Source organism: Micromonospora sp. NPDC006431 (assembly GCF_042870725.1).
Classification (GTDB): Bacteria; Actinomycetota; Actinomycetes; order Mycobacteriales; family Micromonosporaceae; genus Micromonospora.
In genome coordinates, this window is sequence record NZ_JBIAHQ010000001.1 from 332669 (window position 1) to 357264 (window position 24596).

General features: G+C 72.7%; 23 protein-coding genes and 1 pseudogene. 18 read left to right on the top strand and 6 right to left on the bottom strand.

Going from position 1 to position 24596, the window contains the following annotated elements:
• The first annotated feature begins 24 nt into the window (after positions 1 to 24).
• From clpB to ACFYM6_RS01715, 14 genes and pseudogenes are all read left to right on the top strand, one after another.
• Positions 25 to 2616 carry an ATP-dependent chaperone ClpB gene (gene clpB / locus ACFYM6_RS01650; protein WP_387271235.1) on the top strand — a complete coding sequence of 864 codons (2592 nt, stop codon included), beginning with the start codon at positions 25 to 27 and terminating at the stop codon, positions 2614 to 2616.
• A gap of 149 nt (positions 2617 to 2765) precedes the next feature.
• On the top strand, positions 2766 to 3140 hold the full coding sequence (locus tag ACFYM6_RS01655; RefSeq protein ID WP_387271236.1) for a hypothetical protein: 375 nt from the start codon (positions 2766 to 2768) through the stop codon (positions 3138 to 3140).
• A 58-nt stretch (positions 3141 to 3198) separates the two neighbouring features.
• Positions 3199 to 4023 (top strand): hypothetical protein, encoded by an 825-nt coding sequence (locus tag ACFYM6_RS01660; RefSeq protein WP_387271237.1) that lies wholly within the window; start codon positions 3199 to 3201, stop codon positions 4021 to 4023.
• Positions 4024 to 4121: 98 nt separating this feature from the next.
• Complete coding sequence (locus ACFYM6_RS01665) at positions 4122 to 4751, top strand: DUF4178 domain-containing protein (protein WP_387271239.1); 630 nt, start codon at positions 4122 to 4124, stop codon at positions 4749 to 4751.
• Between the two features lie 2 nt (positions 4752 to 4753).
• On the top strand, positions 4754 to 5305 hold the full coding sequence (locus ACFYM6_RS01670; RefSeq protein WP_387271241.1) for a DUF2617 family protein: 552 nt from the start codon (positions 4754 to 4756) through the stop codon (positions 5303 to 5305).
• Positions 5302 to 5727, top strand: coding sequence for a DUF4247 domain-containing protein (locus ACFYM6_RS01675; RefSeq protein WP_387271243.1), 426 nt, complete (start codon positions 5302 to 5304; stop codon positions 5725 to 5727). The genes ACFYM6_RS01670 and ACFYM6_RS01675 overlap by 4 nt, the downstream gene beginning before the upstream one ends.
• A 31-nt stretch (positions 5728 to 5758) precedes the next feature.
• Positions 5759 to 6181 (top strand): DUF350 domain-containing protein, encoded by a 423-nt coding sequence (locus tag ACFYM6_RS01680; protein WP_387271245.1) that lies wholly within the window; start codon positions 5759 to 5761, stop codon positions 6179 to 6181.
• On the top strand, positions 6181 to 7029 hold the full coding sequence (locus ACFYM6_RS01685) for a hypothetical protein (protein ID WP_387271247.1): 849 nt from the start codon (positions 6181 to 6183) through the stop codon (positions 7027 to 7029). The genes ACFYM6_RS01680 and ACFYM6_RS01685 overlap by 1 nt, the downstream gene beginning before the upstream one ends.
• Positions 7026 to 8594, top strand: a complete 1569-nt coding sequence (locus ACFYM6_RS01690; RefSeq protein WP_387271249.1) for a polyamine aminopropyltransferase — start codon at positions 7026 to 7028, stop codon at positions 8592 to 8594. Before ACFYM6_RS01685 ends, ACFYM6_RS01690 begins: the two co-directional genes overlap by 4 nt.
• A 91-nt stretch (positions 8595 to 8685) precedes the next feature.
• On the top strand, positions 8686 to 9474 hold the full coding sequence (locus ACFYM6_RS01695) for a hypothetical protein (protein ID WP_387271251.1): 789 nt from the start codon (positions 8686 to 8688) through the stop codon (positions 9472 to 9474).
• Between the two features lie 144 nt (positions 9475 to 9618).
• Positions 9619 to 10146 (top strand): annotated as a pseudogene (locus tag ACFYM6_RS01700) (hypothetical protein); the annotation flags it as partial.
• A gap of 326 nt (positions 10147 to 10472) precedes the next feature.
• Positions 10473 to 11282, top strand: a complete 810-nt coding sequence (locus tag ACFYM6_RS01705; protein ID WP_387271253.1) for an SDR family NAD(P)-dependent oxidoreductase — start codon at positions 10473 to 10475, stop codon at positions 11280 to 11282.
• 167 nt (positions 11283 to 11449) lie between these two features.
• On the top strand, positions 11450 to 11989 hold the full coding sequence (gene pyrE / locus ACFYM6_RS01710) for an orotate phosphoribosyltransferase (RefSeq protein WP_357434557.1): 540 nt from the start codon (positions 11450 to 11452) through the stop codon (positions 11987 to 11989).
• A gap of 57 nt (positions 11990 to 12046) precedes the next feature.
• On the top strand, positions 12047 to 12424 hold the full coding sequence (locus ACFYM6_RS01715) for a helix-turn-helix transcriptional regulator (protein ID WP_007073957.1): 378 nt from the start codon (positions 12047 to 12049) through the stop codon (positions 12422 to 12424).
• 293 nt (positions 12425 to 12717) lie between these two features.
• Here the strand turns inward: ACFYM6_RS01715 and ACFYM6_RS01720 are convergent, their stop codons facing one another.
• The 5 genes from ACFYM6_RS01720 to ACFYM6_RS01740 all read right to left on the bottom strand — a co-directional run bounded on the left by ACFYM6_RS01720 (position 12718) and on the right by ACFYM6_RS01740 (position 20825).
• The gene (locus ACFYM6_RS01720) at positions 12718 to 13494 is read right to left on the bottom strand and encodes a DedA family protein (protein ID WP_387271841.1); all 777 of its coding nucleotides are present in this window, start codon (positions 13492 to 13494) and stop codon (positions 12718 to 12720) included.
• A gap of 79 nt (positions 13495 to 13573) precedes the next feature.
• Positions 13574 to 16090 carry a polynucleotide kinase-phosphatase gene (locus ACFYM6_RS01725; RefSeq protein WP_387271255.1) on the bottom strand — a complete coding sequence of 839 codons (2517 nt, stop codon included), beginning with the start codon at positions 16088 to 16090 and terminating at the stop codon, positions 13574 to 13576.
• Positions 16087 to 17520 (bottom strand): 3' terminal RNA ribose 2'-O-methyltransferase Hen1, encoded by a 1434-nt coding sequence (locus ACFYM6_RS01730; protein ID WP_387271257.1) that lies wholly within the window; start codon positions 17518 to 17520, stop codon positions 16087 to 16089. The genes ACFYM6_RS01725 and ACFYM6_RS01730 overlap by 4 nt, the downstream gene beginning before the upstream one ends.
• A 117-nt stretch (positions 17521 to 17637) precedes the next feature.
• Entirely contained in the window at positions 17638 to 19167 is a 1530-nt protein-coding gene (locus tag ACFYM6_RS01735; RefSeq protein WP_387271259.1) for an LPXTG cell wall anchor domain-containing protein, read from the bottom strand.
• A 98-nt stretch (positions 19168 to 19265) separates the two neighbouring features.
• Complete coding sequence (locus tag ACFYM6_RS01740) at positions 19266 to 20825, bottom strand: LPXTG cell wall anchor domain-containing protein (RefSeq protein WP_387271261.1); 1560 nt, start codon at positions 20823 to 20825, stop codon at positions 19266 to 19268.
• Positions 20826 to 21004: 179 nt separating this feature from the next.
• Between ACFYM6_RS01740 and ACFYM6_RS01745 the strand changes: the two genes are divergently transcribed.
• Both ACFYM6_RS01745 and ACFYM6_RS01750 read left to right on the top strand, forming a co-directional pair.
• On the top strand, positions 21005 to 21490 hold the full coding sequence (locus ACFYM6_RS01745; protein ID WP_387271263.1) for a SigE family RNA polymerase sigma factor: 486 nt from the start codon (positions 21005 to 21007) through the stop codon (positions 21488 to 21490).
• Entirely contained in the window at positions 21487 to 22530 is a 1044-nt protein-coding gene (locus ACFYM6_RS01750; RefSeq protein WP_387271265.1) for an LCP family protein, read from the top strand. The genes ACFYM6_RS01745 and ACFYM6_RS01750 overlap by 4 nt, the downstream gene beginning before the upstream one ends.
• An 88-nt stretch (positions 22531 to 22618) precedes the next feature.
• Here the strand turns inward: ACFYM6_RS01750 and ACFYM6_RS01755 are convergent, their stop codons facing one another.
• Entirely contained in the window at positions 22619 to 22831 is a 213-nt protein-coding gene (locus ACFYM6_RS01755; protein WP_357434775.1) for a hypothetical protein, read from the bottom strand.
• 179 nt (positions 22832 to 23010) lie between these two features.
• Between ACFYM6_RS01755 and ACFYM6_RS01760 the strand changes: the two genes are divergently transcribed.
• Complete coding sequence (locus ACFYM6_RS01760) at positions 23011 to 23394, top strand: phage holin family protein (protein ID WP_387271267.1); 384 nt, start codon at positions 23011 to 23013, stop codon at positions 23392 to 23394.
• Positions 23395 to 23525: 131 nt separating this feature from the next.
• Positions 23526 to 24551, top strand: coding sequence for a class II fructose-bisphosphate aldolase (gene fbaA / locus ACFYM6_RS01765; RefSeq protein WP_073835029.1), 1026 nt, complete (start codon positions 23526 to 23528; stop codon positions 24549 to 24551).
• Positions 24552 to 24596 lie beyond the last annotated feature (45 nt).

Consider the following 24596-nt stretch of genomic DNA (forward strand, 5'->3'; position numbering starts at 1 on the left):
GGACACGCCGATCCGGGGGAGCCCATGAACACGGAACGCCTCACCACCAAGAGCCGCGAGACCATCACCGGCGCCGTCGCGCTGGCGAACCAGCGCGGCCACGCCACCGTGGAGCCCTGGCACCTGCTGCTGTCGCTGCTCGACACTGAGGGTTCGACCGCCGCCGGCCTGCTGCGCGCCGTCGGGGCCGACCCCGCCGAGCTGCGCCGGGTCGCCCAGCGTTCGGTCGACGCCCTGCCCGCCGCGCACGGCTCCAGCATCGCCGAGCCCACCCTGGCCCGCGAGTTCGTCAACGCCATCGGCGCCGCCGAGCAGATCGCCCGGCCGCTGGGCGACGAATACACCTCGACCGAGCACCTGCTGGCCGGCCTGGCCCGGGTGGGTGGCGCGGTCTCCGTCGCCCTCAAGAACGCCGGGGCCACCGAGGAGAACCTGGTCGCCGCCTTCCCGACCGTCCGCGGTGGGGACCGCCGGGTCACCACCGCCGACCCGGAGCAGACCTACCAGGCCCTCGCCAAGTACGGCGTCGACCTCACCGCCAGCGCCCGCGAGGGGAAGATCGACCCGGTCATCGGCCGGGACTCCGAGATCCGCCGGGTGATCCAGGTGCTGTCCCGGCGTACCAAGAACAACCCGGTGCTGATCGGTGAGCCGGGCGTCGGCAAGACCGCCATCGTCGAGGGCCTGGCCCAGCGCATCGTCGCCGGTGACGTACCCGAGTCGCTGCGGGACAAGAAGCTCGTCTCGCTCGACCTCGGCGCGATGGTGGCCGGCGCGCAGTACCGCGGGCAGTTCGAGGAGCGGCTGAAGTCGGTGCTGGAGGAGATCAAGAACTCCAACGGCCAGGTCATCACCTTCCTCGACGAGCTGCACACCGTGGTCGGCGCCGGCAAGGGCGAGGGCTCGATGGACGCCGGCAACATGCTCAAGCCGATGCTGGCCCGGGGCGAGCTGCGGATGGTCGGTGCGACCACGCTGGACGAATACCGCGAGCACATCGAGAAGGACCCGGCGCTGGAGCGCCGCTTCCAGCCGGTGCTGGTCGGCGAGCCGACCATCGAGGACACCATCGGCATCCTGCGCGGCCTCAAGGAGCGCTACGAGGTGCACCACGGCGTACGGATCACCGACGCCGCGCTCGTCGCCGCCGCCTCCCTGTCCGACCGCTACATCACCGACCGGTTCCTGCCCGACAAGGCGATCGACCTGGTCGACGAGTCCGCGTCCCGGCTCCGGATGGAGATCGACTCCCGCCCGGTCGAGGTGGACGAGATCGAGCGGGCGGTGCGCCGGCTCGAGATCGAGGAGATGGCGCTGGCCAAGGAGCCGGACGCCGCCTCCGCCGAGCGGCTGGAGCGGCTCCGCAAGGAGCTGGCCGACAAGCGGGAGCAGCTCACCGCGCTCTCGGAGCGCTGGCAGCTGGAGAAGAGCCACATCACCAAGCTCTCGACCGCCAAGGAGGAGCTGGAGCGGCTCGGCGGCGAGGCCGAGCGGGCCGAGCGTGACGGCGAGCTGGAACGCGCCGCCGAGCTGCGGTACGGCCGCATCCCCGCCCTCAAGGCCGAGCTGACGCAGGCCGAGGAGGAGCTGGCCCGGCTCCAGGCCGACGGCGCGATGCTCAAGGAGGAGGTCGGCGCGGACGACATCGCCGCGGTGGTCGCCTCCTGGACCGGCATCCCCGCCGGCCGGCTGCTCGAGGGGGAGACCGCCAAGCTGCTCCGGATGGAGGAGTCGCTGGGTTCCCGGGTGGTCGGCCAGCGCGAGGCGGTCGGCGCGGTCGCCGACGCGGTCCGCCGTGCCCGGGCCGGCGTCGCCGACCCGGACCGTCCGACCGGCAGCTTCCTCTTCCTCGGCCCGACCGGTGTCGGCAAGACCGAGCTGGCCAAGGCGCTCGCCGAGTTCCTCTTCGACGACGAGCGGGCCATGGTCCGCATCGACATGAGCGAGTACGGCGAGAAGCACTCCGTCGCCCGCCTGGTCGGCGCCCCGCCCGGCTACGTCGGCTACGAGGAGGGCGGCCAGCTCACCGAGGCGGTGCGCCGCCGGCCGTACTCGGTGGTGCTGCTGGACGAGGTGGAGAAGGCCCACCCCGACGTCTTCGACGTGCTGCTCCAGGTGCTCGACGACGGCCGGCTCACCGACGGCCAGGGCCGTACCGTGGACTTCCGCAACGCGATCCTGATCCTCACCTCGAACCTCGGGTCGTCGGTGATCAGCGACCTGACGCTGACCGAGGAGCAGCGTCGGGAGGGCGTCCTCGCGGTGGTCCGGTCGCACTTCAAGCCGGAGTTCCTCAACCGCCTCGACGACATCGTGGTGTTCGCCGCCCTGCAGGGCGAGGATCTGCGGGCCATTGTCGACATCCAGCTGGACCGGATGCGCCGCCGGCTGGCCGACCGCCGGCTCGGCCTGGCGATCACCGACCCGGCCCGGAGTTGGCTCGCCGAGCACGGGTACGACCCGATCTACGGCGCCCGTCCGCTGCGCCGGCTGGTGCAGTCGGCGATCGGCGACCAGCTCGCGAAGGCGCTGCTGGCCGGCCAGATCCGCGACGGCGACACGGTCAAGGTCGACCTGGCCGACAGCAAGGAAGGCCTGACCGTCACCGCCGCCTGACCCACCCGCCCGGAACGGCCCCGCCCCACCCCTCGGGCGGGGCCGGTCCTGTCCCCGGGCCCCGGTCCACCTGCGCCCGGTGTTGCGGCCTGCGACAACTTTCCGATCAACGAGTGGTGGGAGGGGCGTTCGGGGAAAGGATTAAGGGCATGGTGGGGATCGGAAAGGACCGGGAGTTGGACTCGGCCGTCGAGGAGTTGGCCCGGGCGGACACGCTCGCGTTCGGCGGCGTCGGGTTCGCCGGGACGCTGCTGCCGGAGACCGAGGCGTACCGGCGGGTCGAGCAGGCGCTGGACGAGCATCCCGACGCGGCCCGGAAGCAGGTCGACTGGCTGCTCCGGCACGGGTCGCCGGCCGGGAAGGCGTACGCCGCCACGCTGCTGGACAAGGCCGACGCGGCGGCGGGGCGCGCGGCGTGGATGAGGCTGCGGACCGACGAGGCCGAGTTCACCACGTTCACCGGCTGCCTCATGGGTCGGGCCAGCCTGCGCGAGTACGCCACGGAACGCCTCGCCGGGAATTGACCGGCGGTCCACCCGAAACGGGACTGCGGAAACTGGTGGGGCCCCGTAGCTTTCCGGGATGACCTCGACCGCCACTCCGCCGACCCGCCCGCCCCGCCCGAAGGCCGTCACGACGGCCTCCTGGTTGCAGCTCGCTGCGTCGGCGCTGCTGCTGGTGGCGGTCGGCCTGGTGGTGTGGCACGCGATCTGGTGGAACGGCGAGATCGACCACGCGGCTCGGCTGGTGCCCGCCGCCGATCCGGCCGAGGTGGACGGTGAGCGCTTCGGCAACATCATGACGTCCTGCGTGGTGGGGGTGCCGGCGCTGCTGCTCGCGGCCGTCCTCGGTGGCGCCGCCTGGGGTGTCCGCCGGGGCAGCGTCGGCGCCCGGATCGCCGTCTTCGTGGCCGGCGGTCTGCAACTGCTGGTCGGCCTCGGCCAGTGCCTCTGCGCGGGCGCGGCGCTCCCGTTCCTCTTCGCGTTCGGCGGCCCGCCCGAGGAGGGGGACATGCCCCCCGAGTTCTTCCAGGAGGAGTCGAGGTTCATCCAGACCCTCTACGACACCGATTCCTATCCGGCCGAGGACCTCCTCTTCGCCGGGGGCGGACTGATCGCGCTGCTGGTCTTCGGGCTCACCGCCACCGCCATCGTGCTGCTGGCGCTGCCGACGTCCCGCCACTGGTTCGTGCCCCAGGCCGCGCAACCGCCGCACCCGCCGGTCGCCTATCCGGCGCCCTACCTGCTGCCGCCCGGCTACATGATCTGCCCCGACCCGCGGGCCCACGGCGTCCCGTGGCAGTACCCGGCCGCACCGGAAGCCAGCGCGCCCGCCCCCGCCGCGCCGCTCGATCCCACGGGAGCGCCCGACGGGCCGCCCCCGCAGGCCGATCCCACCCGGGATTGAGCGACGCCGGGTAGCTGACCGGCCACTCAGCGAACGTCGTTTCGGCGGGCGTGCGTCCGGTTGTTACCGTCTCCGCCGACGCGTGTGGGGAGGCGGTCGTGAACGGAACGGTGGCGTATCTGCTGGTGACCCTGGGGTGCCTGCTCGGGGCGGCCGGTGTGGTGATCGCCCTGGTGGCGCTGCGCAAGGCCCGCACCCGGCTCCGCCCGCCCGCCCCCGGGGACCCGTTCCACGACCGGGACGCCGACGCGCTCCGCGGCGACCCCCGCCGGCTCAAGCCCGGCGACATCGTGGAGATCCGCCAGGTCCCGTACACCGTCCGTGGCTCGGTGCACCTGGTCGAGGGCGGCTGGAGCTGGGCGGAACACCTGCTCGACGATGCCGGCGGGGTGAAGCGCTGGCTCTCCGTCGAGACGGACCCGGATCTGGAGCTGGTGCTCTGGACCGGCCAACCGTCCGCCACGGTCACCCCCGGCGCGCCCACCCTCGACGTCGCCGGCCGCCGCTACAGCTGGGACGAGTCCGGCCAGGCGCGCTACACCGCCACCGAGGGCACCGGCCTCGACCCGCGCGGCACCATGCGCTACCACGACTACCAGGCGCCCGGCGGGGCCCGGCTCTCCTTCGAGGCGTACGGGGAGGCCGGCTGGGAGGTGGCCCTCGGCGAGAAGCTGCACCGCGCCGAGGTGATGATCTACCCGCAGGGCGACCCGGAGCAGGCGGGCTGAGCGTGCTGGTCGCCCTGGACGCCCCGTACGTCGACACCAGTGCCGCCGACCTGAGCCTGGCCCTCGGCGGCCCCGAACGCCCCGCCCTGCACGTCCGCGAGCTGGCCCTGCCCGATGGCGTCCGGCTGCGGCTGCGCCTGCTCGGCGCCTCGCACCAGGTGGTCTGCGGCGCGCTGGTCGAGACCGTCGCCTGCCTGCCCGGCCGCGCGCCGCACCTGCCCGACACCCTGCACGACCCGGTGGCCGGCTACCGGTTTACCGCCACGGTGCTGCGGCCGGCCGGCGACGGGCTGCGTACCCAGGTCGCCGCGCTCCGCGCCGACCTGGCCGACGACCCGTACGCGCTGGTCGGGGTCTTCCCCGGCGACGTGGACGCGGTCACCGCGCTCTCCGTCCGCCCCGACCCGCCGGGCGGCTCGGTGGCCTGGCGCACCTGGCACGCGTATCCCCAGACCAACGAGCTGGTCCTGACCGAGACGGTGGTGGCAATTGTGAGCGCGAGGAGTGAGCCGGGGTTGCGAGCCCCGCAGTCGCGAACCGAGGTGGAACTGTGACGTACCGACGGTGGTTCGTGGTGGGGGTGGCCGTCGCGGTGGTCGGCGTGCTGGTCGCCGTCTTCGCCGTCTTCTACGGCAGCTTCTCGCCGCGCGGCTACGTCGAGGACCACTACACCCGGGCGGCCGGCCGGGACATCGGCTCCGCCGCGCTCGCGTACACCTCGACCCGGTCACCGAGCCAGGTGGCGAAGGAGGTCACCGACGCCTGGCAGCCGGCTGACGAATACGTCGACGGCAGCGGCGTCTACCTGCGCTACGACGACGACTCGGTGGTGATCCTGCCGGTTGCCGCCGGGTCCCTGATCCTGCTCGAGCGGATGACCACCGCCTACCCCCGCTACCACCACGTCGTCGGTCGCGGCTGGGGCTGGGGCCGTGGCAGCACCGTCCGGGGCGGCGGCCCCGGCGCCGGCAAGTAGCCCGTCCGACCCCCTCACCCTGGAGTCCCCTGTGCAGCATCTCGTCACCGATCTGCTGGTCACCGTCGCCTACGGGGTGGTCGGCGTCGTCCTGATGGGCATCGGCTACCTGCTGGTCGACCTGGCCACCCCGGGCCGGCTCAACCAGCTCATCTGGACCGAGCGCAACCGCAACGCGGCGCTGCTGCTCGCCTCCAACCTGGCCGGCGTCGGCATCATCGTGGTCGCCGCGATCGCCGCCAGCCCGGACGACTTCGTGCTCGGCCTGGTCGGCGCGGCCGCGTACGGCATCCTCGGTCTGGTCATCATGGCGGCGGCCTTCGTGCTGCTGGACGTGGCCACCCCGGGCAAGCTGGGTGAACTGCTGGTCGACCCGGAGCCGCACCCGGCGGTCTGGGTCTCCGCCGTCGTGCACCTCGCCACCGGCGCGATCATCGCCGCCGCGATCAGCTGATGGCCGGCGGGACGCGCCCGGCCCAGGCGAAGCCCCCGGCGAAGGGGAAGTCGCGCGGGTGGCAGGCGGCCCTGGGTGCGGCGGTGCTCCTGGGCGCCATCGGCCTCTGCGTCGTCGGGGCCGTCAGCGGCAGCTCCGACGACCTGAGCGTCCCCGCCCCGGCGACCGACGAGCGGACGGAGACCGTGCCGATCCTCCGGGACGCCTTCGCCAGCCAGGGCATCTGCTACGGCTGGCGACTGACGGACGGGTACGACGTGGTGAACGTCGGCTCGAACCTCGGCGACGGGACGGCGGTTGGGGACGCGCCGGGCTGCCCGCGCTGGATCGAGGTCAGCGCGGACATCACCTACACCTCGGAGAGCAGCGACGCCAACGACTCCGCCTGGATCCGGGTGCGGGGTTCCGACGACCTCGGCCTCGCCGACCTGCAAGCCGTCGAGACCGGGCTGGGCCGGTTCGGGCTCGACGAGGACGCCTTCGTCGACGACCCGGGCTGGGCGATCACCCGTGCCGCCACCACGCTGCCGCTGCTCGCCGCCGAAGCCGGCCTGGCCGGGCCGGCCGCCACCCCGAGCGCCGGCCCGGCGGCCCCGGCGAGCCCGCTGCCGTCCGCCGGCGACGACTTCTGGCGGGACCGCTGGGGCTGGCTGCTCGCTGCCGTGGCGCTCCTCCTGCTCGCCGCGCTCTTCATCACCGTGGGCGTGGTGCAGCGCCGCCGGACGACTGCTCCGGGTCGCGGCGCGGCGGCAGACGCGCCGAGCCGGAGTAGTCGCAAGCTCCGGTCGCGCGTGCCCGCGCAGCGCGCCGGGGCGGAAGCCGCCGGGCGTACCCGGGAGAAGGCGTGACCACCGAGGAGCCGGCGCCGCCGCGACGGCGCGCGGCCCGCGCGGCGGTGCTGCTCGCGGTCTTCGTCTGCGCGGCCTGCGGCCTGGTGTACGAGCTGGCGCTGGTCGCCCTCGGCAGCTACCTGATCGGCGACGCGGTCGGCCAGGCGTCGATCGTGCTCGGCGTGATGGTCTTCGCGATGGGCGTCGGCGCGCTCGCCGCGAAGCCGTGGCAGTCCCGGGCGGCGGCCGCGTTCGCCGCGGTCGAGCTGACCCTCGCCCTGCTCGGCGGCCTCTCCGTGCTCGGCCTGTACGCCGCCTTCGCCTGGCTCGACCTCTACGGGCCGGCGTTGGTCGGCACCGCGTTCGTGCTCGGCCTGCTGATCGGCGCGGAGATCCCGCTGCTGATGGTGCTGCTGCAACGCATCCGCGAGCAGTCCGCCGGCGACGCGGTGGCCGACCTCTTCGCCGCCGACTACGTCGGCGCACTGCTCGGCGGGCTGGCCTTCCCGTTCCTGCTGATACCGGTCTTCGGCCAGCTCAAGGGCGCCCTGGTGGTCGGCGCGGTGAACGCGGTCGCCGGCCTCGCGCTGGTCTGCACGGTCTTCCGGGCCGACCTCGGCCGCCGGGCGCGGCTCGGGCTGGGGGCCGGCTCCGTCGTGGTCGCCCTCCTGCTCGGGTACGCCTGGATCACCGCGCACGACTTCGAGGTGACCGCCCGCCAGCAGCTCTACCGCGACCCGGTGGTGCACGCCGAACGCAGCCGCTACCAGGAGATCGTGCTGACCCGGTCGGTGCGCGAGGTCGGCCACGCCGACAGCGACCTGCGGCTCTTCCTCAACGGTGACCTCCAGTTCAGCTCGGTCGACGAATACCGCTACCACGAGTCGCTGGTGCACCCGGTGCTGCGCGGCCCGCGCGGCGAGGTGCTGGTGCTCGGCGCCGGGGACGGGCTGGCGCTGCGGGAGATCCTGAAGTACCCGGACGTGCGCCGGGTGACCGTGGTCGACCTCGACCCGGCCGTGGTACGGCTGGCGAAGCGCGAGCCGCAGCTGCGCGAGCTCAACGGGAATTCGTTCGCCGATCCCCGGGTGCGGGTGCTCAACCTGGACGCGTTCGGTTGGCTGCGTACCGCCACGGAACGCTTCGACGTGGTGGTGGCCGACCTGCCCGACCCGGACGAGACGGCCACCGCCAAGCTCTACACGATCGAGTTCTACGCGCTGGTCCGCTCGGTGCTCGCCGCCGGCGGGCGGCTGGTGGTGCAGGCCGGGTCGCCGTACTTCGCGCCGCGGTCGTACTGGTCGATCGAGCGATCGGTCCGCGAGGCGGGCTTCGCCACCGTGCCGTACCACGTGGACGTGCCGAGCTTTGGCGACTGGGGGTTCGTGCTGGCCGCGCCCGGCACCGCCGCGCCGGCGCTGGAACTGCCCGCCGACGCCCCGCCGCTGCGTTTCCTCACCCCGTCGGTGCTGGCCGCGGCGGCCACCTTCCCGGCCGACCGGTCCCGGGTGGACGTGCCCGCCTCCACGTTGCTGCAACCCCATGTGCTGGAGTACGCCCGCGCGGAGTGGCGCGGCTATTAGGTTCCGGGGCGCGGCGGGTCCCCGCTCTCGTGCCGTGCCCTCCTGGCCCGGTCTCGTTACCGTGGTCGTGTGATCTAGGGAAGGAGAAACAATGGTCGATGCCCAGGGCCCCCCGGCCCGCACCCGCCCGGGAGTGGTGACGCTCTCCAGTTGGCTGCTCATCCTCGTCGCCGCCATTCAGGTGGTGAACCTGATCCTGACGCTCGCCACCATCGGCACCGTCCGGGACGTCCTGCGGGACGCCTATCGGGGCAGCGCCGCCGAGCAGGCGGGCGATTTCGCATACGCGGCCGCCATCGGCGGCGCCGCGCTCACGCTGCTGCTCGCGATCGCGCTCGTCGTGCTCGCACTGCTGAACAACCGGGGAAAGAACGGCGCCCGGATCACCACCTGGGTGCTGGGCGGCATCCTGTTCTGCTGCAGCGGCGCGGGCCTGGTGAGCAACGCGACCGGCGGCCTGACCGGCGGTGGCTCGACCGGCGGCAACATGCCGAGCCCGGAGGAGCTGCAGCGCCGGCTCTCGGACGCCCTGCCGTCCTGGTACGGCCCGGTCAGCAACCTCCTCGGCCTGGTCGCCCTGCTGGCCCTGCTGGCCGCGTTGATCCTGCTGGCGCTGCCCAGGTCCAACGAGTTCTTCCGCAAGCCGAAGCCGGCCTGGGAGCCGCCCCTGCCGGGTGGCACCTACCCGACCTACCCGCCGGCCCCCGGGTACCCGCCCGCGCCGGGCTACCCCGGTCAGCCACCGGCGCCCGGCTACCCGCCGGCTCCGGGTCAGCCGCCGGCTCCGGGTCAGCCACCGGCCCCCGGCCAGCCTGGCCAGCCCGGTCCGTCGTCGGCTCCCGAGGACCGGCCCGGTCCCCAGCCGCCATCCGGAAGTTGACGCTCCGATAAGAGCGACTCGGACGATCCCTCCGAGTAGGTTGCAAGCCGACGCCTACCGGAGGGATCTGTCGTGTCGCACCCCGTTCAGGCTCCGCCCCGCCGTCCGGGGGCGGTCGTCGCGGCGGCGGCGGTGCTGCTGCTGATGGCGGTCGGTGCCGTGGCGTACGCGGTCGCCAACCTGGCGGTCACGCCCGGCACGGTGGACCGGTTCCGGGTGGCGGCGCGCGCCACCGGGGCCCGCGATAGCGAGATCGACCCGCTGGTGTCGCTGCTGCGGGGCTCTACCGCACTGTCGGCCGTGGTCGGCGTGCTCGTCGGGCTGGTGCTCGTCGGGCTCGCTCTCGGCCTGCTCGCCGGCCGCCCCGGAGCCCGGGTCGGCACCTGGGTGGTCGCCGGCCTGGGCCTGTTCTGCGGCTGCTGCGGACTGGCGGTGCTGGTCGGTCAGCGGGCCGCCCCGCTGCGTCTCGGCGCCGACGAGCGGGTGACCGCCGACCTGCTCGCCCGGCTCGGCGACGCGTACCCAGGCTGGTGGATTCCGCTGAACGCGGCCCTGTCGGTGGCCCAGGTGCTCGGGTACCTGGTGGTCGCCGCCCTGCTGACGCTGCCTGGCGCGAGCGCCTTCTTCGGCCGACCCGCGCCCACCGGTCCCACCGCCGGCCCGGCGGCCCCCACCGGCCCCGTCCCGCCGGCCGGTCCGCTGCCCCCGATGCCGTCGGCCGGTCCGCTGCCGCCGGCCGGGCCGGCGTCCCCGGCATCCGGTCCGCCGTCGTCCGCGCCGCCCGCGTCCGCCGGCTCGGCTCCGCCGTATTCCGGCCCGCCCGCTGCGGCTCCGCCGTATTCCGGCCCGCCCGCTTCGGCACCGCCGTATCCCGGTCCATCGGCGGCCGACGGATCCCGCTCGCCGTGGGCGCCACCCGCACCTCCGCCGGCCGGGCCGGGACCGGACGGCCCGCCGCCCACCCCGTTCGGACCGACGCCGCCCCCTGAGGATCGCCCGTGACCGACGAACCGCTCCCCTCCCCGCGTCGCGCGCTGATCACCGGTGCCAGCCTGGGCATCGGCGAGGCGTTCGCCCGCCGGCTCGCCGCCGACGGCTGGGACCTGGTCCTGGTGGCCCGGGACGCCGGCCGGCTCGCCGCCACCGCCGCCGAACTCGGCGGGCGGTACGACCGCCAGGTCGAGACGATTTCCGCGGATCTGTCCACCGACGACGGCTGTTCGGTGGTGGAACGCCGCCTCGTCGCCGAGCCGCCGGTCGGGCTGCTGGTGAACAACGCGGGCATCAGCCTGAACACCCCGTTCGTCCGCTCGACGGTCGAGGACGAGGCCCGGCTGCTGCGGTTGAACGTGCTGGCCGTGCTCCGGCTGACTCACGCGGCTCTCCCGCCGATGATCGAGCGGGGCAGTGGGGCAGTGATAAATGTCTCTTCCGTTGCGGGTTTCGGCGTGCCCATGCCCGGATCGACGTACTCGGCCAGCAAGGCGTGGGTGACGAACTTCAGTGAGTCGATCGGCCAGTCGGTGGCGCCGCTCGGCGTGCGGGTGATGGCGCTCTGTCCCGGCTACACCCGCACCGGCTACCACGAGCGCGCCGGCATCGACATGTCGCGCACCCCCGGCTGGATGTGGCTGCGGCCCGCCGAGGTGGTCGAAGAAGGGCTGCGTGACCTGCGGAAAGGCAAGTTGGTCAGCGTGCCGAACTGGAAGTACAAGCTGGCCGTGGCGGGCCTGCGGCACGCGCCGCGACGGCTGCTGCGCGGCGTCTCCCGGGACACCCGGGGGCGGGTCGGCCGGGGCCGGGACTGACCGCCGGCCGGTCGCGTGGGCGTTCCCGTCGCCGGGATCATCGTCCGGTAACCCGGATGGACGGTCGCACAGCGTAGTCGGCCATAGCCAGTCGTCGGTCGCCCGCAGGGTTGACCCGGGAGGACCCCACACACACCTCCCAGACTCGCGAAGTACCCTCTATCGCCATGGAGGACCACGACGACCTGCGTAAATTCATCACCGACCTGGCTGTGGTCCATGGCCGTGTGGTGCTCTCGTCGGGCCGCGAGGCGGACTGGTACGTGGATCTGCGTCGCGTCACGCTCCATCACCAGGCGGCGCCGTTGGTCGGCCGGGTGATGCGTGACCTGACCGCCGACTGGGCGTACGACGCGGTCGGCGGGCTGACCCTCGGGGCCGATCCCGTCGCCGCCGCGATGCTGCACGCCTCGGCCGGGACCGACCGGCCGCTGGACGCGTTCGTGGTCCGCAAGGCGGGCAAGGCGCACGGTCTGCAGCGGCGCGTCGAGGGGCCGGATGTCGCGGGTCGCCGGGTCCTGGCGGTGGAGGACACCTCGACCACGGGTGGCAGCGTGTTGACCGCCGTCGAGGCGTTGCGTGAGGCCGGGGCCGACGTGGTCGGTGTTGCGGTTATTGTTGATCGAGGCGCCGGCGACGCGGTGCGAGCCGCCGGACTGCCGTATCGGGCGGCCTATACGTTGGCTGACCTCGGCCTTGTGGCCTAAAAGTTTGCCGATTCGGATCTGCTGATATGCAGGCGGATCGATGCTGCTGGTGGAAGGATGGAATACGTGGGAACTGCGTTGGCTGAAATGACCATGCCTCAGATCTCGCCGCTTGCCGGCGAGCCGATCGAACGTGCCGACGCCGAGCGGCTCGCGGGGGTCCTCAAGGCCCTCGCCGACCCCGCCCGGCTGCGGCTGCTCAGCCTGATCCAGTCGGCCCCCGAGGGCGAGGCGTGCGTGTGTGACCTCACCGCGCCGCTCGGCCTCTCGCAGCCGACGGTCAGTCACCACCTGCGTATCCTCACCGAGGCCGGCTTGCTGGAGCGGGAGAAGCGCGGTGTCTGGGCGTACTACCGGCTGGTGCCGACCGCGATCGCCACGATCGCGGATCTGCTGACCCCGCCGCGTAAGCGGGCCACCAAGAAGGCCCGCTGAAACCGGACGTGTCCAAGCTTCGGGGTTGACGGTCCGGGGTCAGGGCGCGGCGTCAGACGGCCTTCATTCGGTCCGGCGTGCCGCCTAGCGGTGCAGCGGCCGAATTGTGGCCGCCGGCCGAGCCCGGATGTCCGTAGGCCGCCCCGATTGAATGCGGCGATGGGTGGCGTGCCAGGGGTGGCGCCACCACCGGACGGTGACGGCTGCCCGTCATCCGTTCCACCGCAGAGCGGCAGGTCGTACGCGGATGGCCGGCTCCCCGGTGAGGGGGCCGGCCATCCGGCGTACGTCGGTCAGCGGTCCTGCGGGCCGCGGCGTCGGTGGTCGTCGTCCCGCAGGGCGTCCCGGTACGCCTCGGCCGCGCCCGCCGCGCTGGAGGCGGCGACCACCGCGGCGGCCTCGCCGCGCTTGCGCGCCCGCCGGTCGCGGAGGAACTCGAAGAAGATCGGCAGCACCGAGATCACGATGATCAGGGCGACCACCGGCAGGATGTACCGGTCGATCTTGTCGCCGATGGCGTTGTAGATCTGGTCGGCCAGCAGGTAGCCGATCAGCAGGATGCCGTCCACCCAGAGGATCGCGCCGACGACGTTCCAGAGCAGGAACTGCCGGGCCGGCATGCCGAGCACCCCGGCCACCGGGTTGAGGAAGGTCCGCACGATCGGGATGAAGCGGGCCAGCACCACGGCCTTCGCCGGGCCGAACTTCTGGAAGTAGTACTCGGCCTTCTCCACGTACTCCCGCTTGAACAGGCGGGAGTTGGGGCGCTCGAACATCCGCCGGCCGTACCGGGCCCCGAACCAGTGCCCGAGCTGCGCGCCGATGATCGCGCAGAGCGGCCCGCCGACCAGCAGCGCGACCAGGTTCAGCCGGGTGCCGGCGCCGAAGATCGCGTCGGCCACCGGCGAGGCGGCCACCCCGGCCAGGAAGAGCAGCGAGTCGCCCGGGAAGAAGAAGCCGACCAGCAGGCCGGTCTCGGCGAAGAGGATCACCCAGACGCCGACCAACCCGAAGGTGTGGATCAAGTCCTTCGGATCGAGCGGGTTCAGCGCCACGCTTTCGGAGAGCATCCGGGTCTTCTCTGCTGTGTCCACGGCCACAAAGGGTACCTGGGCCCGGCCCGGCCTCACGCCGGACCGGGCGTACCGGTCACAGCCGGGGGTCGACCGGCTCGGACTCGCAGGCCAGGATCGCGAAGACCAGCTCGTGGCGGCGCCAGAGCGGGGCGTCCTCGGCCAGCGCGTCCAGGGCGGCCAGACCGAGGCCGTGCTCCCGCAGGGCCAGCCCCCGCTTGCGTCCCAGCGAGCGCTTGCGCAGCGCGGCGAGCTGCCCCGACTCGGTGTACCCGGGGCCGTAGATGATCCGCAGGTACTCCCGGCCCCGGCACTTGATCCCCGGCTGGAGCAGCGCGCCCTTCGGCGAGCGGGCGGCGAGGCCGGCGTACGGCTTGACCACCATGCCCTCGCCGCCGGCCGCGGTGAGCGTCAGCCACCAGTCGGTCGCCGCCGCCACCGCCGCCTCGTCGGTCAGGTCGACCACCTGCCGCCGGGTCGCGGTGAAGAACTCCGGGTCCGCCGCGCAGAGCCGGTCCGCCAGGTCGAGGTGCCAGCCGTGGTCCCGGTCGGCGTAGCTCGCCCCGGCCCCGGCCAGCACGGCGAACGGCGCCAGCGTCACCCCGCGCAGCCCGTCGGTCGGCCCGACGTACGCCCGGTACGCCGCCGAGTACGCCCGGACCTCGGACTCCCGGTCGGCCATCCGGCCGCGCAGCTCCGCGACCGGCAGCCCTCGCCCGGCGGCGGCGTCCAGCGTGGCGAGCACTGCCGGCAGCGCCGCCCGGCCGGCCGCGCCGACCCCGGCGTACTGCTCGCGGATCAGCCCGCCCGCCTTCGCCGACCAGGGCAGCAGCTCGCAGTCGAGCAGCAGCCAGTCGGTGTCCAGCTCGGCCCAGAGCCCGGCCGCGGTCACCGCGGTGCGTACCCGGGCCAGCAGCTCGTCGTCGAGCGGCGGCCCGAAGAAGGGCCGACCAGTACGGGTGTGCACCGCCCCGCCGGCGAACCGCCCCGGCTCCCGCTCCAACAGCACCACGGCCCGCGAGCCCATGTGCTTCTCCTCGCAGACCACCCGCTCGACACCGGCCGAGCGGTAGTCGGCGAACGCCTGCTCCGGGTGCTCCAGGAACCCCTCGACCGCCGACGTCGAGCAGGGCGCCATGGTCGGCGGCAGCCAGACCAGCCGGCCCGGGTCGACCGCGTACCGGCTCATCACCTCCAGCGCGGCGGCGGCGTTCTCCGCCGGCACGGTCAGCGTCCCGTATGTGTGCGTGAGGTGCCGCCGCCCGGTCACGTCGGTCAGATCCAGCACCGTGTCCGGGCGGGTTGCGGCGGGCGCGACCAGCGGGCGGGCCGGGGCGTACCACTCCTTCACCGCCGGGACGGAGACCAGCTCCTTCTCCGGGTAGCGCAGTGCGGTGAGCCGGCCGCCGAAGACGCAGCCGGCGTCGATACAGATGGTGTTGTTCAGCCACTCCGGCTCCGGCGTGGGGGTGTGCCCGTACACGACCATGGCCGAGCCCCGGTAGTCGCGCGCCCACGGGTAGCGCACCGGCAGGCCGTACTCGTCGGTCTCGCCGGTGGTCTCCCCGAACAGCGCGAAGGCGCGGACCCGGCCGGACGCCCGGCCCTGGTACGCCTCCTTGAGGCCGGCGTGCGCGACCACCAGCCGGCCGCCGTCCAGCACGTAGTGGCTGACCAGGCCGTCGATGAAGGCGGCCGTCTCGGCGACGAAGCGCTCCGGCTCCGACTCCAGCTGGGCCATCGTCTCGGCCAGGCCGTGGCTGAGCCGCACGTCCCGGCCGCGCAGCTTGCGCAGCAGCTTCTGCTCGTGGTTGCCCGGCACGCAGATCGCGTGGCCGGCCGCCACCATGCCCATCACCAGGCGGAGCACGCCAGGGGAGTCCGGGCCGCGGTCCACCAGGTCGCCGACGAAGACCGCGGTACGCCCCGACGGGTGCACCGCGTCCACCGGGCGGCCCGCGTCGTCCCGTCGCAGTGACCAGCCCAACCGGAGCAGCAGCTCCTCCAACTCCTCCCGGCAGCCGTGCACGTCGCCGACGATGTCGAACGGCCCGGTCAGCTCGCGCCGGTCGTTGAACAGCTTCTCGTAGCGAATCTCGGCGGCGTCGATCTCCTCGACCCCGCGCAGCACGTGCACCTTGCGGAAGCCCTCCCGGGCCAGCCGCCCGTAAGACTGCCGCAGGTCGCGCTGCATCCGGGCGAGCACCTGCCGGCCGTGCGTCCGGTCGGCCCGGCCCTGCGTACGCTCCCAGGCCAGCGCCTCCGGTACGTCGAGCACGACCGCCACCGGCAGCACGTCGTGCTCGCGGGCCACCCGGACCAGGGCGGCCCGGGCGTGCGGCTGCAGGTTGGTCGCATCGACCACGGTGAGCCGGCCCCGGCGCAGCCGGAGCCCGGCGACGTGGTGCAGCGCGTCGAACGCGTCGCCGGACGCGGACTGGTCGTTCTCATCGTCGGCCACCATCCCCCGGAAGGCGTCCGAGGAGAGCACCTGGCTGGGCCGGAAGTGCCGCCGGGCGAAGGTGGACTTGCCCGACCCGGAGACGCCCACCAGCGCCACCAGGGCGAGCTCGGGAATGTCCAGGATGGTCATGCGCTCGTCTCCTCCTTCCGGGTCAGCACGGCGAGCTGCGTGGGGGTGCCCACCTCGGGGTCGTCGTCGCCGACGCCGTCGATGGTGGCGGTGTAGCCGTGGGTCGCCGCCACCCGCTCGACCCACGCGGCGAACTCGGTCCGGGTCCACTCGAACCGGTGGTCGGCGTGCCGGAACCGGCCCGCCCCCAGGCCGTCGTAGCGGACGTTGTACTCGACGTTCGGGGTGGTCACCACTACCGTGCCAGGTCGGGCGTGCCCGAACACCGCGTCCTCCAGCGCCGGCAGGCGCGGCGGATCGACGTGCTCGACCACCTCCATCAGCACCGCCGCGTCGTACCCGCGCAGCCGGTCGTCCCGGTAGGTCAGCGCCGACTGCCACAGCCGGATCCGGTCCCGCTGCCGCTCCGGCAGCCGGTCCAGCCGCAGCCGCCGGGCGGCCAGGGTGAGCGCCTGGCTCGACACGTCGGTGCCGACGATCTCGGTGAACCGCCGGTCGGCGACCAGCGCGGTGAGCAGCGCCCCGTCCCCGCAGCCCAGGTCCAACACTCGGCTGGCGCCGCTGGTCCGCAGCGCGGCCAGCACCGCCTCGCGCCGGCGTACGGCCAGCGAGGCACGTGGCGCCTCGCGCGGATGGTCGCTCTCGACGCTGTCGTCGACGGGTACCTCGTCGGCGAGGCGCAGCTCGGCCAGGCGGGCCAGCGCCTCGCCCGCGAGGGCCCGGCGGTGGGCCAGGTAACGGCGGCTGATCAGGGACCGCTCCGGGTGGTCGGCGAGCCAGCCCGCACCGGCCCGGAGCAGCTTGTCCACCTCGTCCGGCGCCACCCAGTAGTGCTTGGCGTCGTCGAGCACGGGCAGCAGCACGTACAGGTGGTTGAGCGCGTCGGCGAGCCGCAGCGCGCCGGCGAGGGTCAGGTTCACGTAGCGGCTGTCGCCCCACTCCGGGTACGCCTCGTCCAGCGGGATCGGGGTGGCCGTCACCGTCCAGCCGAGCGGGGCGAAGACCCGTACGGCCAGCTCTGCGCCGCCCCGGCAGCGCAGCACGGGCACCCGCACCTCCAGCGGGATCGGGGTGGCGGCCAGCTCCGGCCGGTCCCGGGACTCGCCGCGCAGCGCCGACCGGAACACCTTCGCCAGGGCCGAGGAGAGCAGGCTGGACGCGGCGTACGGGCGGTCGTTGACGTACTGGCCGAGGGTGAAGGTCTCCGGGGTGGTCGCCTGGGTACGGCCGCGACCCCGGCCGCCGCCCAGCTGCAGCGGGTCGATCTCGACCAGCAGGGCCGCCGTGCACCGCTGCTCGTCCGCCTCCGGGTAGAGCACGTGCGCGGTGCCCGCCGGCAGGTCGAAGCTCTGCACGCGGTCCGGGTGCTTGACGAGGAGGTGGCCGAGGTCGGTCGCGGGGCGGTGGGTCGTGGTCAGGGTCAGCAGCACGGTTTCGATGCTCCCAGGGGTGTCGATCTGATTTCGGGTGTCGGGGTGACCCGGAAATGCAAGGTGCCCCGCCGACCGGGAGGTCGGCGGGGCACCTTGTTTCGTGGGTGCCTGGGGTCAGGCGACGAAGCGAGTCTTGCGGCGGCGGGCCATGACGTAGCCACCCGCACCGGCCGCGAGGAGCAGGGCGCCGATGCCGGCGATCAGGCCGGTGGAGCTGCCGGTGATCGGCAGGGTGCCGCCGTCACCGCCGCCCTGGCCACCGTTGCCCTTGATGACCAGGGCGGCGGTGTCGTTGCGCGGGTTGAGGTCGGCCACCGGGCCGTCGCTCTCCAGGTCGAAGTGGATCAGCTTCACCGAGCCCGGCGCGGCGTCGACCTTGTCGATCCGCAGGCCGAACTCGAAGAGGGCCTGGTCGCCCTTGTGCAGGGTTTCGAACCACTCACAGAAGTAGACCTTGGCACCCGGCTCGGCCGGGCCGCCCTCGATGTCGGTGGCGCACCCGTCGGGTGCGGTCACGACGGTGGCGCCGGCGGGGATGGAGACCTGTGCAACGGTCACGATCTCCCCGCCCGGCGAGTACGAGTTGGTCATGGCCGGGCCGTTGTTCACGAAGCCGACCTTGGCCTGGACCGTCTTGCCCTTGGTGCCCGGCAGTTCGGCGCCGATCGCGGCCACGTCGGCCCGCTGCTCGCCGGTCACCTTCACCTCGATGCCGGCGCCGTTGTTGGTGGTGTCCTTGTCGGTCTGCCGCAGCGGCTGCAGCTGCGCCTTCGTCGCAGGGGCCAGCTTCAGCGGCGCACCGGTGCCCTGCTGCCAGCCGTCCAGCTCCTTGAGCTCGGTCTCGATGTCCTCCCAGTCGCCCTTGGCATACCACGACGCGAAGCCGAACAGCTCGCCCGGGGCCCAGGCGTCCGGGGCGATCCGCAGCCCGGACGTGCCGTCCAGCCGCATCCCGGCTCCGGGGGCGATGTCCTCGTCGAAGGTGCACTGGGCGAAGTGCGACCCGAAGCCGTCGAGGTAGGAGCAGTTGCTGTAGCGCTGGGCGGGGGCAAGTGCCTCCATGGTGGCCAGCAGGAGCACCGCGCCGTGGGTGGTCGTGTCGCCGACGTTCGCGACCATGATCGGAGCCGTGATGGTGGCGCCCGGAGCACCCGCCGCGGTGATGTCGGCCCCGGCCGCGAGGTCGACGCCCTCGCCGATCTCGACGGTGGAGCGGGTGGTTGCCTTCCGGCCGTCGCCGGCCAGGCTCAGTACGATGTCGCCCTTCGCGCCGACCTCGGCCTTCTCCTTGGCCTGGACAGTCAGGTCGACGACGTAGTCGACGAGGTCCTTGTCCTTGAAGGCACAGGTGATGACAGCGCCGCTCTCGGTGCAGTTCTTCAGGTCGTCGGTCAGGGTGACCGAGGCGAAGCCCTGGACGGCGGTGCGGTCGATGGTGAGGGTCAGGTTCTTGGGCAGGGCCTCGGCGTAGGCGAACAGGGCGACGTTCCGGGCCTCACCGCCCGGAGCGACCAGGGCGTTGTTCGCGTACAGCAGCATGTCGTCCGAGCCCGGAGCGGCTGCGGCGGGAGTGGCGGAGGCGGCGACGAACGCGCCTGCGACGCCCAACCCGGCGAGCCAGCGCCGGGTGGAATTCCTGAGCATGTGGGGGTTCCTCCCATAGGAGTTCAAGGATCGGGATGTGGCGGTGCCCCGCCGACGGAGGGGTCGACGGGGCAGACCGGTCCTGTTGGACCTTCGGATCAGGCCACGAATCGGGTCTTGCGGCGGCGGGCCACGAGGTAGCCGCCCAGCCCGGCGACCAGCAGCAGAGCGCCGACGCCGGCGATCAGGCCGGTGGCGGAGCCGGTGATCGGCAGGGTGCCGCCATCACCACCGCCCTGGCCACCGTCGCCGCCCGGAGCGGCGTTCACCACAACCTTGGCGGTGTCGTTGGCCGGCTTCAGGTCGCGGTAGAAGCCGCCGTCGCACTCGCACGGAACGTTGATCTTCACGAGGCCGGTGGCGTTGGGGATCACCTTGTCGATCCGCAGCGAGAAGTCCAGCATGGCCGAGTCGCCGGCCTTCAGGAACGGCTCGAAGTAGCACCGGTAGTGCGGCGCTCCTGGCTCGCCCGGCTCGCCCCACTCCTTCCCGTTCATCGGCGCGCAGCTCTGCGGCACCTCGACGGCCGTGGTGCCCTTCGGAACATCGAAGTTCATGTAGGTGATCGAGCTGCCGCCCCGGCTGTAGTCAAGCGTCGCCGGACCGTTGTTGCGGATCCCGATGGTCGCCTTCACCGAGTCGCCGGCCTTGCCGGTCAGCGAGGCGCCGAGCGCCTCGAGGTCGGTGCTGTTCTGGCCGGTGACGGTCACCTGGAGGTTGGTCCAGTTGTTGTCCGGCTGATTGTCCGCCTGGAAGCCCCGCGTGGTGGCCTGGGCCAGGGTCAGCTCGCCGTCGGTACCCGGCTTGCCGATGGTCACGTCGTAGTGGCCCAGGTAGTTCTGGAAGTCCTCGAACTCGGCGGGGGTCATCCAGACGATCTCGCCGTACTTGAAGCCCGGAGCGAAGCTGTCCTTGCCGAGAACATACGGCAGCGACGCGCTGAAGCTCGTGCCCGCCGGCAGGTCCTCCTTGAACTGGCAGGTCCGCAGCTCGTCGCCCACGTACGTGCAGTTGCTGAAGTGCTTGCCCGCGTTGAGGCCGTAGTCGTTGTAGAAGACGACGGTGGCACCCTTGGCGGTGGTCTCGCCTGCGTTGCTGACCTTCAGCGGCGCGGTGAAGCTCTTGCCGGTTGCGACCGAGAGGGCGGTCTCCGGACCAGCCGCCAGGTCGACGCCCTCGCCGATGCGAATCTTCGCCTCGTGCGAGACCGCGTCGAAGCCCGCCGCGGTCATTGTCACCTTGAGCGTGCCAACGTCCCCGTCCTGCGCCTTGTCGGTGGGCTTGATCTGCACCGGGAAGATCCCGGCCAGGCCCCACTCGTCAAGGCCGACCTCGAACTGCTCGGTGCAGAGCAGCACGTTCTCCGAGGGGCTGGTGCAGTCCGAGAAGGTGTCCTCCTCCTCGCCGACGGTCACCTTCCCGGCCAGGTTGGTGAAGTCGTAACGGACGGTGAGGTCACGCAGCACGACGGGGGCCGAGCTGTGAATGGTGCTGTATTCGATCTTTCCGTTGGAGCCGGCCGCGATCGTGGTGTCCCCGAAGTAGAGACCCAGCTTGACCTGCGCCTCCTCGGCGAGGGCGGGGGTGGCGGAGGCGGCGACGAACGCGCCTGCGACGCCCAACCCGGCGAGCCAGCGCCGAGTGGAGTTCCTGAGCATGTGGGGGTTCCTCCAGTGAATTTTCAGGGGGAGTCTGAGGAGCTTAAAGAATCTTTAAGTCGCGCCGCTGCCCTGACTGGCTGGTTGGCCTGCCGAACCGACCGAAAGGTTGATCGCCCGGGTGTGCAATCTTCGGCCGCCCCGGGTCCGTCAATCAGTCGGGACACCGGGAGGTGCAGATGACGTACGAGGAGTTCGCCGACGCGCGGCTGGATGCCTTGCTGCGGTACGCGGTCATGCTGACCGGCGATCCGCACCAGGCGCAGGACCTGGTGCAGGACACCATGGTGCGGGTCCAGCTGAACTGGCGGCGGGTGGCCCGTAGCGACGCCCCGGAGCGGTACGTCCGCCGGATGCTCACCAACCAGTACGTCGACTGGCGGCGCGGCTCGTGGGCCCGCCGGGTGCTGCTGCGCGGCGAACCGGACGCGGCGGTGCCGGCGCCGACCGACCACGCGCAGGCCGCGGTGGATCGCGACCAGGTCTGGTCCTGGCTGTCCCGGCTGCCCCGACGGCAGCGCGCCACGCTGGTGCTCCGGTACTACGAGGACCTGCCCGACGCGGAGATCGCCGAGATCCTCGGCTGCGCCGTCGGGACCGTCCGGTCCTGCATCTCCCGCGCGCTGGCCACCCTCCGAGCCGAGTACGTGGAGGTCTGCTCATGATCGAGGACGACCTGCGAGCCGCCTTCGCGCGGCACGAGTCGCTGGCCCCGCCCGCCGGCCCGGTCCGGGCCGCCATCGACCGGGCCGTGGTCCGCCGCCGGCGGCGCCGATTCCGCCTCCGCCTCGGCGGCACCGCGCTGGCGGTGGCGGCCGCCGCTCTGGCCGGCTTCACGGCGGTCGTGCCGCGCCAGCCGCCGCCCGCAGCCGTGCTCGGCGAGCCGGCCCCGACCGGCGCGCTGAACGTGTTGCTGCTCGGCATCGACTCGACGTCGACGCAGCGCCCACCGCTGGCCGACTCGGTGCTGCTCGTGCACATCCCGGCCGACCGTGGCCGGCCGTACCTGATCTCGATCCCGCGCGACCTGGAAGTCGACATCCCCGGGCTGCATCGGGACAAGCTCAACGCCGCCTTCGCCTACGGTGCGGGCAACGACCCGGCCGACCGGAACAAGGGCTACGACCTGACCCGTCGGACGGTCGCCGCCCTGACCGGCGTACGCGTCGACGCCGGCGCGGTGCTGACCTACCCAGTGCTGCGGAAGGTGACCGACGCGCTCGGCGGGGTGGAGGTCTGCCTGCCGCAGCAGATCACGTCCTCCCACACCCGCCGGGTCTACCCGGCCGGCTGCCAGCGCCTCGACGGAGCCGCCTCGGCCGACGTGCTGCGCCAGCGGCGCGGGCTGCCCGGCGGCGGCATGGACCGTGACCGCAACGCCCAGCGCTTCGCGGCTGGCCTCCTCCGGCGCGCCGGGGAGCAGGACGTGCTGCGCAACCCGGTGTGGCTCTCCCGCGTCGTCGCCGAGGTCGGCCCGGATCTGACCGTGGCCGGCGGATCGGTGCTGGACCTGCTGCGGGTGGTTCCGGAGATGGCCGCGATGGAGCCGGTCGGGCTCAGCCTTCCGGTGCTCGGTCCGGAGGGCCGCGACCCGCGGCTGCGTGCGGATCCGGAGAGCGCTCCGGCCTTCCTCGCCGCGCTGCGCGAGGACCGGCTGGCCGAGTGGGCGGCGGCGCACCCGGACGGGATCACCCCGATCCGCTGACCGGGCGCCGCCCGGCCTGTTTTGCCGGGCGGCGCCTGCGCGAGCGCGGTGCGACGTCGGGCCGGTGTGCCGGCCGCCGGGAACGGCGTCAGCGGTAGTCGTCCTCGTCGGCGGTGACCACCCGGGCCTGTTCCATCGCGTCCCAGTCGCCGACCTCCAGGCCGCGGTTCGGCTCGATGTCGCCGTCCTCCGGGTTGATCGCCGCCGCCTGCTCGACCGCGTCGGCCGGCTCCGCCTCCAGGTCCCGCTCCTCCGGAGCGAGGTGGTCGCTCGGGGCGAAGTCCTCGTCGGGCTGACCCATCGTCCCTCCCTGGATCTCGGTGCGGACAGTCACCACCACACCGTACGGGCTGGCTCCGGGTCCCGCTCGGTGCCGGCCGAACCGCAGGGCGGGCCCGGCGGCGGGCGCGGCCTGACCCCCGCCCGGGCGAGTCGGCGGATTGTCCCTCCGGGCCCGGTTTCCGGTGCCAGGATGGTGGCGTGGGCCTCCTGATCCGACTGGTGATCACCGCGTTCGCGCTGTGGATCACCACGCTGATCGTGCCGGGGGTGGAGGTGACCGGGCGCACCGGTACGGAGACGGTGCTCACCCTGGTCGTGGTGGCGGTCATCTTCGGCGTGGTCAACGCGGTGCTCAAGCCGGTCATCAAGGTGTTCGGCTGCGTGTTCTACCTGTTCACGCTCGGTCTGTTCGCGCTCGTGGTCAACGCCCTGCTGTTCCTGCTCACCGGCTGGATCGCCCGGCAGTTGCAGCTGCCGTTCCAGGTGGACGGATTCTGGGCCGGCTTCTGGGGAGCGATCGTGATGGCCGTGGTGAGCTGGCTGATCAGCGTCGTGGTGCCGGACCGGCCGGGCCGCCGGTGAGCGGTTCCCGGGCCGGTTGTGCCGGTCGCCGCCTGCTACGGGATACTGCCCGCGGTGGACAGCGCGGTCCGGCGCACCCAAGGAAGACAGCGGCCTGCACGGCCGACAGTGGTAAGTAAGGAGCGTTCGACATGCCCATCGCTTCCCCCGAGGCTTACGCGGAGATGCTGGATCGCGCCAAGGCCGGCCACTACGCGTACCCGGCCATCAACGTGACGTCGTCGCAGACGCTGAACGCGGCGCTGAAGGGCTTCGCCGACGCGGAGAGCGACGGCATCATCCAGGTCTCCACCGGTGGCGCCGAGTACCTCTCCGGCCCGTCCGTTAAGGACATGGTCAGCGGCGCGGTCGCCTTCGCGAAGTACGCCCACGAGGTGGCGAAGCACTACCCGGTCAACATCGCCCTGCACACCGACCACTGCCCGAAGGACAAGCTGGACAAGTTCGTCCGGCCGCTGATGAAGATCTCCCAGGAGCGGGTGCAGCGCGGCAAGGAGCCGCTGTTCCAGTCGCACATGTGGGACGGCTCGGCCGTGCCGGTGCCGGAGAACCTGCAGATCGCCGAGGAGCTGCTCACCGAGGCCGCCAAGGGCAAGATCGTCCTCGAGATCGAGGTCGGCGTGGTCGGCGGCGAGGAGGACGGCGTCGAGAACGCCATCAACGAGAAGCTCTACACCACCGTCGAGGACGGCCTGGCCATGGTCGAGGCGCTCGGCCTCGGCGAGAAGGGCCGCTACATGGCGGCGCTGACCTTCGGCAACGTGCACGGCGTCTACAAGCCGGGCAACGTCAAGCTCCGCCCCGAGGTGCTCAACCACATCCAGGTGGCGGTCGGCGCCAAGTACGGCAAGGAGAAGCCGCTCAGCCTGGTCTTCCACGGCGGTTCCGGCTCGCTGCTGTCGGAGATCCGCGAGGCGCTGGACTACGGCGTGGTGAAGATGAACATCGACACCGACACCCAGTACTGCTTCACCCGGCCGGTGGCGGACCACATGTTCCGCAACTACGACGGCGTGCTCAAGGTCGACGGCGAGGTCGGCAACAAGAAGATGTACGACCCGCGGGTCTGGGGCAAGGCCGCCGAGGCCGGCATGGCCGCCCGGGTCGTCGAGGCCTGCGAGGCGCTGCGCTCCACCGGCACCACGATGAACAAGTAGTCCACCAGCCCGTCACGGCGGCCGGCTCCCCGCAACGGGAGCCGG